General features: G+C 62.2%; 8 protein-coding genes. 5 read left to right on the top strand and 3 right to left on the bottom strand.

What is annotated here, in order from left to right; translation table 11 throughout:
* Positions 1–3: 3 nt before the first annotated feature.
* Positions 4–831, top strand: coding sequence for a sn-glycerol-3-phosphate ABC transporter permease UgpE (gene ugpE / locus ACV17W_RS02430; protein ID WP_462594874.1), 828 nt, complete (start codon positions 4–6; stop codon positions 829–831).
* Between the two features lie 33 nt (positions 832–864).
* Complete coding sequence (locus ACV17W_RS02425; protein WP_462594873.1) at positions 865–1,953, top strand: sn-glycerol-3-phosphate import ATP-binding protein UgpC; 1,089 nt, start codon at positions 865–867, stop codon at positions 1,951–1,953.
* Positions 1,954–1,996: 43 nt separating this feature from the next.
* Here the strand turns inward: ACV17W_RS02425 and ACV17W_RS02420 are convergent, their stop codons facing one another.
* Positions 1,997–2,605 (bottom strand): RBBP9/YdeN family alpha/beta hydrolase, encoded by a 609-nt coding sequence (locus ACV17W_RS02420; RefSeq protein ID WP_462594872.1) that lies wholly within the window; start codon positions 2,603–2,605, stop codon positions 1,997–1,999.
* Between the two features lie 213 nt (positions 2,606–2,818).
* Here ACV17W_RS02420 and ACV17W_RS02415 point away from each other — a divergent pair, with 213 nt between their 5' ends.
* The 3 genes from ACV17W_RS02415 (at position 2,819) to ACV17W_RS02405 (ending at position 13,545) form a co-directional block, all read left to right on the top strand.
* Positions 2,819–3,946: a branched-chain amino acid ABC transporter substrate-binding protein gene (locus tag ACV17W_RS02415; RefSeq protein ID WP_462594871.1), complete on the top strand. Its 1,128-nt coding sequence runs from the start codon at positions 2,819–2,821 to the stop codon at positions 3,944–3,946.
* A gap of 595 nt (positions 3,947–4,541) precedes the next feature.
* The gene (locus ACV17W_RS02410; protein ID WP_462594870.1) at positions 4,542–12,191 is read left to right on the top strand and encodes an SDR family NAD(P)-dependent oxidoreductase; all 7,650 of its coding nucleotides are present in this window, start codon (positions 4,542–4,544) and stop codon (positions 12,189–12,191) included.
* Positions 12,192–12,195: 4 nt separating this feature from the next.
* Complete coding sequence (locus tag ACV17W_RS02405) at positions 12,196–13,545, top strand: aminotransferase class I/II-fold pyridoxal phosphate-dependent enzyme (protein WP_462594869.1); 1,350 nt, start codon at positions 12,196–12,198, stop codon at positions 13,543–13,545.
* Positions 13,546–13,593: 48 nt separating this feature from the next.
* On the opposite strand, the gene ACV17W_RS02400 is transcribed toward ACV17W_RS02405, so the two are convergent.
* Complete coding sequence (locus ACV17W_RS02400) at positions 13,594–14,991, bottom strand: FAD/NAD(P)-binding protein (RefSeq protein WP_462594868.1); 1,398 nt, start codon at positions 14,989–14,991, stop codon at positions 13,594–13,596.
* Between the two features lie 10 nt (positions 14,992–15,001).
* Positions 15,002–16,735, bottom strand: a complete 1,734-nt coding sequence (locus ACV17W_RS02395; protein ID WP_462594867.1) for an SLC13 family permease — start codon at positions 16,733–16,735, stop codon at positions 15,002–15,004.
* Positions 16,736–16,789 lie beyond the last annotated feature (54 nt).

Raw genomic sequence — 16,789 nt, 5'->3', positions numbered from 1 at the left:
ACCATGGTTGAACGCCGTCCCTGGCTCGACATACTGGCTCACGTGATACTGCTTTGCGGCGTGGCGCTGGTGGCATTTCCCCTTTACGTCACCTTCGTCGCGTCGACGCAGACCGCGCAGGAAGTCGCGGCGGCGCCCATGTCGCTGCTGCCCGGCCCTCACTTCGCAGACAACTACGCACGAGCCCTCGCCGGCGCCGGAGTGGGGCGCATGCTGTATGTCAGCCTCGTCATGGCCCTGGTCATATCGATCGGCAAGATTGCCATCTCGCTGCTGTCGGCCTTTGCGGTGGTGTACTTCCGGTTTCCCGGACGCATGTTCTTCTTCTGGATGATCTTCGTCACGCTGATGCTTCCGGTAGAGGTGCGCATCGCGCCCACCTACAAAGTCGTCGCCGACCTGGGACTGCTCAACAGCTACGCCGGCCTGACGCTGCCCTTGATAGCGTCCGCCACCGCCACCTTTCTGTTTCGCCAGTTCTTCATGACCGTGCCCGACGAACTCGTCGAAGCTGCGCGCATCGACGGCGCCGGCCCGCTGCGTTTTTTTCGCGACGTACTGCTGCCGCTGTCGCGCACCAGCATCGCCGCGCTGTTCGTCATTCAGTTCATTTACGGCTGGAACCAGTACCTGTGGCCGCTGCTGATCACCACACAGGAAAACATGTACCCGGTGGTCATCGGCATCAAGCGCATGATCAGCGGGGGCGACAGCGTCACGGAATGGAACATCACCATGGCCACGGCCATGCTGGCCATGGTCCCCCCTGCCCTCGTGGTGATCCTGATGCAGAAATGGTTCGTCAAGGGCCTGGTCGACACCGAGAAATAAAGCGCGCCCCGCTTCGCTAACAAAGAACCCTCCATGGCTACTCTCAGCTTTCGCAACGTCAAGAAAACCTATGCTGGCGACGTCGCCGTCATTCATGGCATCGATGCCGAAGTGCAGGACGGTGAATTCATCGTGATCGTCGGGCCGTCGGGCTGTGGCAAGTCCACCCTGATGCGCATGGTCGCGGGCCTGGAAACGGTCACCAGCGGCGAAATCCTGATCGACGGCAAAGTGGTGAACAACCTCGAGCCTGCTGAACGCGACATCGCCATGGTGTTCCAGAACTACGCGCTTTACCCGCACATGAGCGTGTTCGAGAACATGGCCTACGGGCTGAAGATCCGCAAGTTCTCGAAAGACGACATACGCAGGCGCGTCGAGGCCGCCGCGCAGATCCTCGAACTTGACCAATTGCTCGACCGCCGGCCGCGCCAGCTGTCCGGTGGCCAGCGTCAGCGCGTGGCCATGGGCCGCGCGATAGTGCGCGAGCCCAAGGTGTTCCTGTTCGACGAACCGCTTTCCAACCTGGACGCAAAGCTGCGCGTGGCGATGCGGCTCGAAATCATGAAGCTGCACCGGCGCCTGCGCACCACCAGCCTGTATGTCACGCACGACCAGGTCGAAGCCATGACGCTGGCACACCGCATGATCGTCATGTACCAGGGGGTTCCGGAACAGATCGGAACGCCCATGGAAGTCTTCGACCGACCGGCGTCGACCTTCGTGGCCGGATTCATCGGATCACCCCCCATGAATCTGCTGCCGGTGCATGTCTCGGGCGATGGCACCATGCAGACGCACGACGGGGTGCCCCTGGATCTCTCGCCCCTTCAAGTGCCCCCACCTGTGCGAGGTCGCTCCGTCATTCTGGGCATGCGGCCAGAACACATGATGCTCAACGCCCAGGGATTGAACGCCGAAGTCGAAATGGTCGAGACACTGGGTTCCGAACAGCTGGTGCACTGCCGCAGCGGCCAGATAGCGGTCGTCGTGCGCTGCGCAACCCGCCAGCTGGCCGAACACCCCGCCCGGCCCGGCGACCAGATCAGCATCGGGCCGGATGGCCGCCATGCGCTGCACTGGTTCGAAAGCGACACCGGCCGCCGAGTACAGGACACCTGAACATTCACAGGCGCTTGCGGCCAGCCCTGGCCCGCGTGCACGCTCAACGGGACGCGCCGGCCTCCAGCGCAGCCGGGACGGGGGACACGCGGGGCAGAGGCGCCGTCACGCGCCACACTGCCCGGCGCCGCAGCGCCGACAGCAGCTTGAGACCTTGCGGCCAATCTTCCAGGCCGCTTTCTTCGTTCAGATGACCGCCCTGCGGCACCAGCTCGAAACGGCTGCCCCAGGCGGCGGCGAATTGGCGCGCCCGCTCCAGCTTGCAGTACGGGTCATTGTCGCTGGCCACCACCACCGACTGGAAAGATAGTGATCGCGCCGGCACAGGCCCGAAGATCCGAAGGCATTCGGGCATGCCGGCTTGCTCGACGTCGGCCGGGGCCACCAGCAATGCGCCGGCCACCTTGGTACGCAGCGGAACCGGCAAGTTCACTACGGCCAGGCAGCCCAGACTATGGGCAATCAACAGAACCGGACATGACGCGGCATCCACATGGGCCGCCACCGTGGCCGTCCACACGGCGGGAACAGGCGCGAGCCACTCTGGCTGCCGAACGCGCTGGGCGTTCGGCACGCACTGCTGCCAGCGCGTCTGCCAATGGGCGGGCCCGGAGTCTTTCCAGCCCGGAACGAGGATCGGTTGGAATCTCATGGCGCCCATGATGCCGCGCCCGCCTAAGATCGCAAACGAATTAATCGTCTTTTGCATATACGCCTGGCGGCATATAGGAGCGCGCCGCACAGCGCTGTGGATCATCCCTCGTGGCACCGCAAGATCACCGATGTTTCATGTATGCTTGCCTCCACAAGCCGCGCGGGCCCACGCCCGGGGTCGGCTTACATAACGACGCAAAGGAGGTTTCCCATGACACAATCATTCCGCCTCACCCCGGTGCTGGCCGCATTCGGCCTGGCCGTCGGCGTCGGCCTATCGGCCGGCGCGCATGCGCAAAGCATCAAGATCGGGGTCGTCGGCCCCACCACGGGCCCGGTCACCCAGTACGGCGCCATGGTCCGCGAAGGCGTGGACACGGCCGTCGAACGCATCAATGCCGCTGGCGGCGTCGATGGCAAGAAGCTCGAAACCGTGGTCATCGATGACGGCTGCGAACCCAAGCAGGGCCCGGTCGCCGCCAACCGCGTGGTCAACGACGAAATCGGTTTCGTTGTGGGCCACGTATGCTCGGGTGCCACCATCGCCGCGGCCGACATCTACAACAACGAAGGCGTGGTCATGATTACCCCGTCTGCCACCTCGCCCGCCCTCACCGACGGCAAGAACTACGAGTTCATCTTCCGTACGATCGGCCGAGACGACCAGCAAGGTCCGGCCGCGGCCAAGTTCGTGCTCGACAAGATCAAGCCCGCCTCCGTCGCGGTGCTGCACGATAAACAATCCTATGGCCAGGGCATCGCCACCGCCGTCAAGGACAACCTCGAGAAGGGCGGCGTCAAAGTCGTCGTGTTCGAGGGCATCAATGCCGGCGACAGTGACTACTCGGCCGTCATCACCAAGCTCAAGTCCAACAACGTCGACTTTGTGTACTACGGCGGCTACCACCCCGAAATGGGCCTGCTGCTGCGCCAGGCCAATGAGCAAGGCGTGAAGGCCAAGTTCATGGGCCCTGAAGGCGTCGGCAACCCCGACATCAATGCCATCGCCGGCGACGCGGCCGAAGGCATGCTGCTGACCCTGCCGGCCGATTTCACGCAGAATCCGGCAAACGCCGAGATCGTCCAGGCCTTTGAAAGCAAAAAGCGCAATGCCAGCGGCGCTTTCCAGCTCACCGCCTACGCCGCCACGCAAGTCATCGCGGACGCCATCAAGGGCTCGGGCAGCACCGACCCCACCAAGGTGGCGCAGTACCTGCACGCGAATACCTTCGAAACCCCTATTGGCAAAACATCCTGGAATGAACAGGGTGACCTGAACGAATTCGAATTTCAGGTATTCACCTGGCATAAAGACGGAAGCAAAACGGCATTCAAATAAGGTTATTGCTGCGAACTGAACTGCCGTTATGTTTCAAGGCCCCGCCAGGGGCCTTTTCTTTTTGTTTCAAACCATATTTAAACCATCTAATACTTCCGAAACGAGGTATGTCTCGGCACCAGAATTTGGCTGTTTTATAACTTTTTGTTACCATTATCTGCCCATCCGCTTTCGCTTTTTTCCGCCTTGGGGTCTAATCCGGCCCCATGACGCGTTAAGTCCCGGCAAGTTCCGCAAAGGCCGAGGGCTGCGACAACGTTTTGTATCTGTATCTTGCAGTGCAGCGTAGGGCGGCGTGGTTATGCCAATAATCTGTAAAATCTCGCCACTCGAAATAGCTAACATCGTGGCGATAATGGGCACTCCGCTATCTGCTGGGACTGATCCGGCGCTTTATTCAGAAGCGTCGACAGGCCAAATTTTGCAAGGAAACTACCGATTTTCCCACTACCTTCCTGGCCCTCCACGGCACCCCGGCTGATGTCTGCCTGCAGACCAATCCAGCCCGACGCCAATGCCAACGGCTTCGGCATTGTCGATCCGTGGCCACAAAATAAATAAGAACACTGAGCTGTTTGTTCGAAGGAAGATATACATGGCAAAGCGTGTTGCCGTCGTGGGACTTTCGTTCCGTTTCCCGCAGACCGACACTGAACGGTACTGGTCCGACCTGCTCGATGGGCGCGATCTGGTTACCCAGGTAGACAGCGATCGTTGGGCGCAAGACGCCTACCTGCATCCAGCCAAAGACCATCCGGGCACTGCCTACACGTTTGCCGCTGGGTCCATAGGTGACGTGTCGGGGTTCGACGCGCAATTTTTCGGCATCTCGCCCCGTGAAGCCGCCCTGATGGATCCCCAGCAACGATTGCTGCTGGAACTATGCTGGGAAGCCATCGAACATGCGGGCATCCGTCCCTCTTCCCTGCGCGGCAGCGATTGCGGCGTCTATATAGGTATAGCGAGCGCCGACTACGCCTACCGCATGGCAGACGATGTGGGCGCCGTCGATGCGTCGATGGCCACGGGAAATACCTCCAGCATCGCTGCCAACAGGCTGTCTTACCTGTTCGACCTGCATGGTCCAAGCATGGCCGTCGACACGGCCTGCTCTTCATCCCTGGTCGCCTTCCACCAGGCCTGCCGCGCCATTGTCACGGGCGAAACCTCCATGGCAATCGCCGGAGGGGTCAGCCTGCACTTGCACCCTTACGGATTCATCACCTTTTCCAAAGCCTCCATGCTCTCGCCTGGCGGCAGATGCAAAGTCTTCGACGCCTCCGGCGACGGATATGTCCGTTCGGAAGGCGGAGGCCTGTTCCTGCTGAAAGATTACGACCAGGCCATGGCCGACGGCGATCGCGTGTTGGCCGTCGTGCCCGCGACCGCCGTGAACACTGACGGCCGCAAGTCCGGCCTGACCGTGCCCAATGCCGATGCGCAAGTGGCCCTCATGCGCCAGGTGTACGAACAGGCGGGCATTTCACCAGACGACATCGATTACCTGGAGGCCCACGGTACAGGTACCGCGGTCGGCGATCCGATCGAAACCCGTGCCATCGGCGCGGCGTTGGGGCAACAGCGCCGCCCGGACAACCCCTTGCCTATCGGGTCCATCAAGAGCAACCTGGGGCACCTCGAAGCTGCGTCCGGGGTGGCGGGCCTCGTAAAGGCCATCTATACCCTTCAGCATCGGGTCGTCCCGGCGACCATCGGCATCCAGGAGCTGAATCCGGCCATCGATTTCGAAAGCTGGAACATCGCCGTCACGCGGCAGAACTTCCCGTTGCGCCAGTCCGGTCCACTCACGATCGGCGTGAACTCGTTCGGATTCGGCGGTGCCAACGCGCACGTCATTCTGCAAAGCCCGCCCCGCACCGGTGACGAACACGCCGACAAACTGGCCAACACCGTCGCCCTGCCTGTGGTTGTCTCGGGCAAGACGCCCGAAGCACTGAAGGCGGCTGCCCGGCAACTTGCCGCCGTGCTGCGAGGCCAGTCGGCGCGCGCGCTGTACGACGTCGCCTACCACGCCGCCATGAGGCGCGAGTGGCATACCGAGCGTGCCGTGGTCTACGGCACCGAGAGCGACGCCGTCGCGCAGGCATTAACCCGGTTTGCGGAGGGTGACTCCGCGCGCTACACCGTTTCTTCCGGCAGCGCAGTTCCGCAGGCGCAGGGGCCCGTCTTCGTCTTCTCCGGCAATGGCTCGCAGTGGACCGGCATGGGGCGCCACTTGCTCACCGAACCGGCGTTCGCGGAAGCGGTACACGAGATCGACACCGTCTTCGAACCCCTGTCCGGGTATCGCTTGGCCGACGAACTGGCGAAGGAAGATCGTAACGATCAGTACGAACGCACCGAGATCGCGCAGCCCGCGCTCTTCGCCATCCAGGTCGGCATCACCCGCATGCTCGCCCAGCGCGGTGTCAGCCCCACCGCCGTCGTGGGCCATAGCGTCGGCGAAGTCGCCGCGGCCTGGGCCTGCGGCGCTTTATCCCTCGCAGACGCCGCGCAAGTCATCTTTCATCGCAGCCGCCTGCAGGGCACCACCAAGGGCAACGGCGCCATGACGGCTGTGGGTATCGACGGAGGCACCGCCGAGGCACTGCTGGCCGAGCTGCAGCTTGCCGACGCCGTATGCGTGGCGGGTTACAACAGCGGACGGGGTGCCACCCTGGCTGGCGACCCGAGCGCCCTGGCCGCCGTAGAAGCCGCCCTCGGCGAACGCCAGGTGTTCCATAAACGGCTCGACCTCGACTATGCCTTCCACAGTGCCGCGATGGACCCGATACGCAACGGGTTGCGCAAGGTCCTGTCCAATCTCTCGCCACGAACTGGCGAGATACCGTTCTACTCTACTATTACCGGCGACCAGCTCGACGGCACGGAGCTCAACGGCGAGTACTGGTGGCGCAACGTTCGCGAGCCGGTACGCTTCCAGCATGCCGTCGATCGGCTCGTCGCCCATGGCGAGAATGTGTACATCGAAATAGGACCGCACCCTGTACTGCGTTCCTACATCAACGACGCGCTGTCCAGCGCGGAAATCAAGGGCCGCGTGCTCCTTACCGCAAGCCGGGGCAACGACGATCCTGCAAAAATCCGGGACACCGCCGGCCAGGCGCTGTGCAGCGGCGCCAGAATCAATTGGGACGACCTGTTCCCCTGGGAAGGCCGCCATATCACCCTGCCGGCGTACCCCTGGCAGCGTGAGCGCCATTGGCACCCGGTCACCGCCGAATCGCTCGGGCAACTGCAACGTACCAAGGTTCATCCCCTATTGGGATATCCCCTGCGGCAGCACGAAGGGATCTGGGAAAACGAGCTCGACACCACGTTGTATCCCTGGCTGGCCGACCACATTGTCGGCGACGCCGTCGTGTTTCCCGGCACGGGCTTTGCCGAAATCGCGTTGGCGGCAGCCGTGCAATGGCAGCCCGGCGCATGGGCGGAAATCGAAGAACTCGAAATCCGCGCGCCGCTTCTGCTTGCGCAGAGCCCTTCCAAACGGCTTCGCATCTTGCTGGACACGGCCGATGGCGGCTTGCGCATCCTGGCCAAGGACGCAGGAGGCGGCGACCCGTGGACACTGCATGCGGCCGCCCGCATACTGCGGGAGCCAGGCTCGGCCTTGTTCACCGATGCCGCTATCCAGGCGCCTGAATGCGAGCCCGATTTCACCGGGGAAATCCACACGCAGCTGACGCACGCGGTCGGACTTTCCTACGGGCCGACGTTCCAGGCCATCAAACATGGATGGTGCCTGTCTCCTGACACCATTCTCGCCGTCCTTGAACCCGCCGCAGCGGACCAGGCTGGCCTGGACCAAAGTCATCTCCATCCAGCGCTGCTCGACTGCGCATTCCAACTCATTATTCAGCTCTTGCGCGACGATCCCGGCATGGGGCACGGCGTTGCGTTCGTCCCGGCCAAGATTGGCCGACTGTCGTTGCGCGCCGGTGGCGGCGCGCCGGCTTACGCTCGAGCCCGCCTGCTGCACCGCGGGCCACACTCGCTCACCGCCGAATTCGCGTTGTTCGATTCCGACGGCAGCCAGGTGGCCGCCGTGCATGAAGCACGCTTTCGAAGCATACGCCTATCCAGGTCCAGCGCCGAAACTCTCGACTTCCTGGACGAGGTCGGCACCCCCAGCCCCCATCCCAACGACCCGCGGGGTCAAGTCAGCACGCTCGACGCAGGCACCACGGCCGAAGAGCTTGCGAGTGCCGCCGAGGCCATCGCGCAAACCGACACGTATCTGCGCTATGCACGCGAGATCGAACCTTTGCTCGACAGCCTGTGCGACCGCTTCCTGGTGCGCGCCCTCCAAGCGCTGGCGCCAGCATCTTCGCACCTGTATGACGAGGTACTCGATCGGTGCCGACAGGCGTCGCCAGCCACGGCCCCCTTGCTGGACAACTTGCTGGCGCGCGCGGTGCATTCCGGTCTGCTCGAGCGCACGCCCTCGGGTTGGACGGTTGTCGTAGATGAGCACGCCAGCGCGCCCGACGTCATTGACATCTGGAACAGCCTGGTGCGCGAGTATCCCGACTACGCCCATGTGGTCCACGCAGTGGGTCGCGTCGGGCTACACCTGGCGGATCTGGTGCAGGGCCGTGTCAGCCTTGATGCGGTTTGTCCCGCCGCCGCCTCACCCGCCGCCTTGAAGCGGAAGATCGTCGGATCACAGGCGCGCGTCCAACTAGGCAACGCATTGCGCCGGGTGCTTACACGCGCGCAGCAGGCACTGCCCGCAGGCTCTCGCTTCGGCGTCCTTGAGATCAGTGCGCACGAGCCCGCATTCGCAGCCGACTGCTGCGACACGCTCGACTTCGGCCTGGCTGATTATCACTACGCGTCACCCAATGCCGACGCGCAAGAGCGCGCCCAGCGCCTGCTTGATCGGTACCCTGACGCCAGTTGCAGCCTGCTAGCTCCGCAGGCGGTGAACCCCGATCAACTTTCGTACCGCGGACACGACCTGGTCATTCTTCACACCGACGCGGCGAGCGCGCACGATGCGCAGCAGATGCTGGAATACGCGCGGGCCCACCTCAAGACTGGTGGAACCCTCGTCATACTCGGTACGCATCCCATCATTTGGCTCGATTTCATTGCCGGCGCACGTCCTGATTGGTGGAGCGCGCAAGCGCATGACGGCTCGCCGAGTTCTTGCCAGTATTCGGCGCAATTCTGGCAAGACGCGCTGACACAGCGCGGATGCACGCCGCGCATGTTCGCCGAATTCAGTCCCCACTCCCTCAGCGGCCCATACATCATTACCGGAGAAGCGCGGCCGGCCGGTGAAAGCGTTCCCGCCGTGCTCGCCAAGGTTCCCGCCCCACCGACGAATTGGCTGCTGCTGGCCGGGCCGACAGCGCGTGAATCCGCGTTGGCAAACGCATTGGCCGCACGCCTGGTCGACCTCGGGCACAAGGCGTTGATCCAGGGCGAAGTCCGCCTGGAGAACCTCGAGCAAGTGTACGTACAGGCCTGCGAGCGATTGGAACGTGTCGACGGAGTCATCCACCTCGACGGCCTGTCGCTCGTCCGCGACGCTGTCGACCCAGCGGGACTGCTCGAAGCCCAGGTCCGGCGGTGTTCTGTGGCTGCCTCCATCGCGCAGATCCTTGAACGCCACAATAGCCCGGCCACGCTGTGGCTGCTGACGGCCGGCGCAGGCCAGCACCTGGCCAGCGAAGCGGGCGCGGGAGCACCGGGCGACTCCGCCCTATGGGGATACGGCCGCACCCTCATCAACGAGGCGGCACAGTTCAATGCGCGCCTGCTCGATCTGCCGGACATAGAACCCGACGCCACAGTGCTGGACGCCGTGGAACGCGAACTGTGCTGGCCCGACGCCGAACAGGAAGCCGTCATCACGTCACAGGGGCGACGCTACGCGCCGCGTCTGCGAACGCGCCCTCACCCCGCAAGCCCACCCGCTGCCGCCGCGAACTTCAGCCGCCTGCGGCTCGGCTTCGAATTCCCAGGCCAACTGCGCAACCTGCGCTGGGAAGCATGCCCGACCCCTGAACTGGAAGACGACGAACTCGAGATAGAGGTCCACGCAACGGGTCTCAACTTCCGAGATGTCATGTACGCGCTGGGGGTGCTGTCCGACGAAGCCATCGAGAACGGTTTCGCCGGCCCCACCCTGGGACTTGAATTTGCCGGCACCGTGTTGCGCGTGGGCTCCAACGCCGGCGAAGAGTATCGCCCGGGTGACGCCGTTGTCGGCTTCGGACCTGCCAGCTTCGCCAACCGTGTCAACACAAAGGCAAGCGCCATTTCCCGCATACCGCCCGGCATTTCGTTCGAGGCGGCGGCAACGATACCCAGCACCTTCTTCACGGTGTATTACGCGATGCACCACCTTGCGCAACTCGAAGAAGGCGAAAAAGTGCTGATTCACGGCGCCGCGGGCGGTGTGGGCATCGCGGCCATCCAGTTCGCGCAATGGCGTGGCGCTGAAATCTACGCCACAGCAGGTTCCGACGAAAAGCGCGACTTCCTGCGCCTGTTGGGCGTGCGGCATATCTACGACTCGCGCTCGCTTGCCTACGCCGACGCCATTCTGGCCGACACCGACGGCCAGGGCGTCGACGTGGTGCTGAATTCGCTGGCGGGCGAAGCCATCAACCGCAACCTGCGCGTCCTGAAACCGTTTGGCCGATTCCTTGAGCTGGGCAAGCGCGATTTCTACGAGAACACGCGAATCGGGCTGCGGCCCTTCCGCAACAACATCAGTTACTTCGGCATCGATGCCGATCAACTGATGCGCGAACGCCCTGCCCTGACCCGCAGACTGTTCGGCGAGATGATGGAGCTGTTCCTGCAGGGCGTGTTGCATCCGCTGCCCTACCAGGAATTCGACGCCAACGACATCGTCGGAGCCTTCCGCCATATGCAGCAGGCGCGGCAGATCGGAAAAATCGTCATTACGTACCGAAACGGCATACGCGGCGCACACACCGGCGTGCGCTCCAGCGCCGACCCGGCCGCACTCGTCCTGCACAGCGACGGTACCTACCTGGTCACGGGGGGCCTTGGCGGGTTTGGGCTCCGCACTGCCCAATGGCTGGCCGACAAAGGCGCCCGGCACCTTGCACTGGTCAGCCGCAGCGGCCCGGCATCCGAAGCAGCCCAAGTGGCGATCGCCGATTTGCAGGCCCGTGGCGTCAACGTATTCGCGACTTCATGCGACGTGACGAGCCCTCAGGCTGTCCGCGAGCTGATGCAGCAGATCGACCGGGCCATGCCCCCATTGCGAGGCATCGTGCACGCCGCCATGGTCATAGACGATGGCCTGGTGCGCAGCGCCACACCCGAGCAGATACAGCGCGTCCTGGCCCCCAAAGTGCTTGGCGCCGCCAATCTGGACGCCGCCACTCGCGCCCTGCCGCTGGATTGCTTCGTCATGTTCTCGTCGGCGACCACGCTGTTCGGCAACCCCGGACAGGCCAACTACGTCGCAGCCAACGCGTATCTTGAAGGGCTCACGCGCGCCCGTCGCGCGCTGGGCCTGCCGGCAACTTGCGTCCGGTGGGGCGCCATCGACGACGTGGGGTACCTCGCTCGGAACAAAAAAGTTAAAGATGCCCTGCAAAGCCGCATGGGGGGTTCCGCGCTGAACTCGGACGCCGCGATGCAGGCACTGGAGTCCATGCTGCTGGCCAATGCCAGCGACCTGGGCGTCCTGGAGCTGGACTGGCGCGCGCTGCGCCGCTTCCTGCCCAGCGCCGGCACACCAAGGTTCAGTCTGCTTGCGCGCCGCACTCATGACGCTGGCGATGAAGAAAACGATACGCACGATATCGTGCAGTTGCTCGCCACAATGGACGATGACGCGTTGCACCCTATTTTCGTCGACTTGCTCAGAGCCGAAGTCGGTGAAATTCTTCGCGTCCCCGCTGACAAGATCAATCCCGACATGTCCGTGTACGACATGGGACTCGATTCCCTCATGGGAGTCGAGTTGGTGGTCGCGCTGGAAAGCCGCTTCGGTATTCGCCTGCCCGTCATGGCACTGAATGAAAGTCCCACCTTGTCGAAGTTGGCCAGCCGCCTCATTCAGCTGCTGCGCAACGACGAAGATGCGGGTGCACGAGACACCGTGCTCGCCCAAGTCGAGCAGGTGGTGGCACGACACACCGACGAAGTGCCTGCGGAAGCACTGGCCAAGTTCGCCGACGAATTGAAGTCGGGCGCGGTCGACACCAAACAACGCATGATCCACTAACACTGTGAGCCAAGTCAAAAAGGGACTGCCGGGCCTATCCGCCAGCATCAAAGACAGACTGATCCAACAAGCGCTGGACAGAAAACTGCGTCAGGCAGGCCGCGAACCCACTGCTCGCGCCTTGCCCTTATCCTCGGCGCGTAGACAGTCCATACCGGAAGAGTTCTATCGGTTCGACCTGCACCCGGGATATCGACAGCTGCGCATCATGAACGAAGGCGCGGCCCGCATGGGGGTGCAGAGCCCGTTTTTTAAAACGCATGAAGGTACCGCCGGCGCCGAGACAGTGATCGGCGGTAAGACGTACGTCAATTTCGCCAGTTATAACTACCTTGGCATGTCGGGCGACCCCGTGGTCCAGGCCGCCGCGCGCGAGGCGATGGAAAAATACGGAACGTCGGTTTCGGCAAGCCGGCTGGTCTCGGGAGAACGTCCGATCCACCGGGAGCTAGAGCGCGCTCTGGCGGAAGTTTACGAAGTGGACGATGCCATAGCATTCGTGAGCGGCCACGCCACCAATGTCTCCGTAATCGGCTACCTCTTCGGCCCGCGCGACCTGATACTGCACGATGAACTGATCCACAACAGCGTTCTACAAGGCGCGCAGCTTTCGGGGGCTCGGCGCCTACCCTTTCCGCATAATGATTGGGCGGCACTGGACTCGCTGCTGACAGAACAGCGACACAAATTCGAGCGAGTGCTAATAGTGCTGGAAGGTATTTACAGCATGGACGGCGACTTCCCCGACCTGCCTCGCTTCGTCGAAATTAAAAAGCGCCACAAAGCATTTTTGATGGTCGACGAGGCACACTCCCTGGGGGTGATGGGCAAACGTGGCTATGGCATCCGAGAACATTTCGGATTGAAGGGCAAAGACGTCGATATCTGGATGGGGACGCTCAGCAAGTCGCTCGCGGGATGCGGCGGTTACATCGCCGGAGAAACGGCACTGGTGGAACACCTCAAGTTCCTTGCCCCAGGTTTTCTATACAGCGTAGGCATGCCCGCCGCGGTCGCTGCCGCCTCACTTGCAGCACTGCGCAGAATGCAGGAATCGCCGGGTCGCGTCGCGATGCTTCAAGCGCGCGGCAAGTATTTCCTTGAACTGTCGAAGGCAGCAGGGATTGCAACGGGCAAGAGTGCGGGCTTGGCGGTGGTGCCTGCCATCACCCAAAGCTCTCTCAAAGCAGCGCGCTTGTCAGCGGCGCTATTCGAGCGCGGAATCAACGTACAGCCTATTCTCTACCCGGCCGTGCCCGAAAAATCTGCGCGTCTCAGGTTCTTCATTTCGTACCTTCACACAGAAGCACAACTGCGGCACGCCGTGGATACGCTCAGTATGGAATTCCCATAATCTTTTTGCGCTGGCCGGGCTGTATGCCGACGCCAGCCAAGACCGCTTTCAAGCTATCGCCACGGCCTCGGGTTCTGAAAACTGTGCCGAAAGGCGGGCGATCAATTGCTCCACATGCGAGCGCAATTCAGGAATTGCGGTAACCTCCCAGAACTTTCCTTTGAGCAACGGCCCGACATACGACAGCCAGTCATGCGCTTCATCGCGGGCATCCAATAGGCGATACTGATCGTCCACGCGCAATCCAAATTGGTCTGCCGTCGCCAGGCCCGCGTTGCGCAACTGTATTAGCAATGGGTTCTGCAACAGCCCCGACGGTGCTCCGGTGCAATTAATCAAGTAATCCGCCGTCATCGCCCCGGCTTGATGTTCATGTCGTCGGCGTGTCACCAATTCAATTTTCTCGCCGGCGGTCCGTACGTTCAGCAGCCGCGCAGCCTCGATTGTCAGCCGCCCTTCCGCACGCAAAGCCTGGAGCATTTCGTTGGTGCTTGTGGGACAGCGGTGACGATGCACCTCCCAATAAGGTGCCGCATGCTCCACGAACTGCTTCTTTTCATCCGTGGACCAGGATTGCCAGATCCGGGGCACTAAAGGACGCAGGCGATCGATCACATCACGCCAGTCGCCTCCGAGCGATTGATAAAGGGCGGTTATTCTGCGCAGGGCGCGCATCGTGTCGGTGACCCCGCTGCGCACGCACGGTTCAAGCAACGCTGTAAGTTCAACGTCAGGACGGTACGCAGAACTGCCTCCATGGGGAAGCGGCAGCAGCCCCCGCCGCGATACCAGGTGAAAACGCGCCTGCCGTACATGCCGCCGCAACGAACTGACTACATCGAGCGCGGTGAGGCCTGTGCCCAGTACGGCGAATAGGGCACCCGGCGACGAGTCATACAATCTCTGAACGTTCCATGGGTCATGCAGATAACGCTCGCCCAAACTCCTGAACTCAGCCTTGGCCTCGGCTTCTCGCGAGACCGCACCCGTCGCCAGAACGACATGGTCCGCCTGCAGCACTTGTCCGTGGTTCAGCCTTAGTTCAGCCCGGGTGGCATTACCGCCGCCCGCAATCGAATCGACTCGGGCATAGACCCGATATAACCTGTGGCGCAAGGTCGACGCGGCCGTCTTGTCCAGCAGATCTTCAAGGTACGCGCCATATACCGCCCGGGGAATGAACGCATCTTTCGTGGGGTCGATACCAATTTCCCGGCAGAAGCGGTTGAAATCGCCCGGTTGCCCGCTGGCAGCACCCAGGTGAGCCGCACGTGCGTTCAGCAGCCACCCTTCATTGTTGCACTGATACGCCACGCCACGCGCAAACTGTGACCGATCGTCAATCAAGGCAATAGCAAGGCCGTCCGGCACAGACGCTCGCGCAAGCTCGCATGCAATCATGGTGCCGCAGAACCCCGCGCCAATTACGGCAATCGTCCTGGTCATGTCTCGTACGCTAAAACGGAAAGAACAGCGGCACCAGAATCAGCACGCAGGCCGAGTACACCATGCTGACCGGCAAGCCTGCCTTGAAAAAATCGCGGATCCGGTACCGCCCGGGGGAATAAACCATCAAGTGGGTCTGGTAGCCGAACGGCATCAGGAACCCCGCGCTGGCCCCATAGGCCACCACCATGACAAACGGCATGGGGTCCACGCCGAACGCGCGCGCCGTGGACAACGCAATGGGAAACGCCAGCGCCGCTGCGGCATTGTTTGTGACGAGCTCTGTCAGAATCAACGTCATCAAATAGATTCCGACAAACGCGCCGATGACGCCATAGCCATCGAAAACGGCGCGCATTCCGTTGGCGATCAATGCGGCTGCGCCGGTCGTTTCAAGCACTGTCGCCATGGCAAGCGCCGACCCGATGATCAGCACCAGATCAAAGGGAAACCGACGCCGCAGCTCGGAGATTTTCAGAATTCCGGTTGCCAGCAATGTCGCCAGCAACGCCAGCATCCCGCTGAGCAACGGCACCCATTCCAGGGCCGACAGGGCGATCACCAGCGCAAACCCGCCCACGGTGACGTAATTCTGCACGCGCCCCAGCCGCGGGCGCCAGCCGTCGCCATTGAGAATATGGAAGTTGCGATCCAGATTCCGGTGGTTGCGAAAATCCGTGCCTACCGCCAGCAACAGGCTGTCGCCGGTGCGCAGCGGAATACGCCCCAGCTGGCCCGTCAGGCGGCGCTCTCCGCGGCGTATGGCCACCACCCCTGCGTCGAACATGGTGCGGAAATCCACTTCCCGCAACGTGCGGTTGGCAAGTTCTGATTCATTGGAAATCACCACCTCAACCAGGTTCGATGACAACAATGAAGACGCCTGCGCGCCAAACACCTGCAATCCGTCGAACTGCTGGATGACCTGCAGTTTTTCAACTTCGCCCGAAAAAATAAGCAGGTCCCCTGCTTCGATGATCATGTCCGGGGTCACCGGCGAAATCAGGTGGCCCGCGCGCAGAATTTCAACCAGGAACAGGCCATCCAGGTTCCGCAGCCCATTGTCTTCCACCGATCGCCCTGCCAGCGACGAGTCCGCAGCCACCTGGGCCTCCAGGAAATACGATTGAACGCTTTCCTGGCTATCGGCCTCATGGGCAGGTAAAACACGGGCCGACAGCGTAATTGCAACAATGCACACCAACGCCAGCGGCACCCCTACCCAGCTGAACTGAAACATGGTCAAGGCGGGCAGCCCCGCATTGACCGTGAAAGAGTTCACGACCAGGTTCGTGCTCGTGCCTACCAGCGTGGTGACGCCGCCGATGATCGACGCGTACGACAAGGGAATAAGCAGCTTCGATGCGGGCACCCGCGTCTGCTTTGACACCATTCCCAGAAATGCCCCCACCACTGCCGTATTGTTGACAAAGGCCGATGCGGCCGCGGCGACGGCCGTCAACTTGAAAACGGCATTCGTCGAAGACCCTTTCTTGATCAATACGCGAGAGAGCTTGCCCAGGATCGGCGAGCGTTCCAGGGCCAACGACACCAACAACAGAACGACCAAGGTCGCCAGGGCAGGATTGGTAAAGCCCGCAAGATAGGTTTTCTCATCAACCAGGCCCGACAAATAATAGACGCCGCCCCATACGCTGAAAAGTATGGCGGGCGAGATCCGCCCATGCACCAGCAGCGCCAGCAACAGCGCAATTGACCCCAAAACCAGCCATGCGGTCATCATGTATCCAATAGGCAAATGTTTGCTAAGCGGAATTTCCGGGCGCGCACGCGCGCA

Source organism: Bordetella sp. MIP270_01_BMS (genome assembly GCF_054958705.1).
This window is presented reverse-complemented; position numbering and strand designations above follow the sequence as displayed.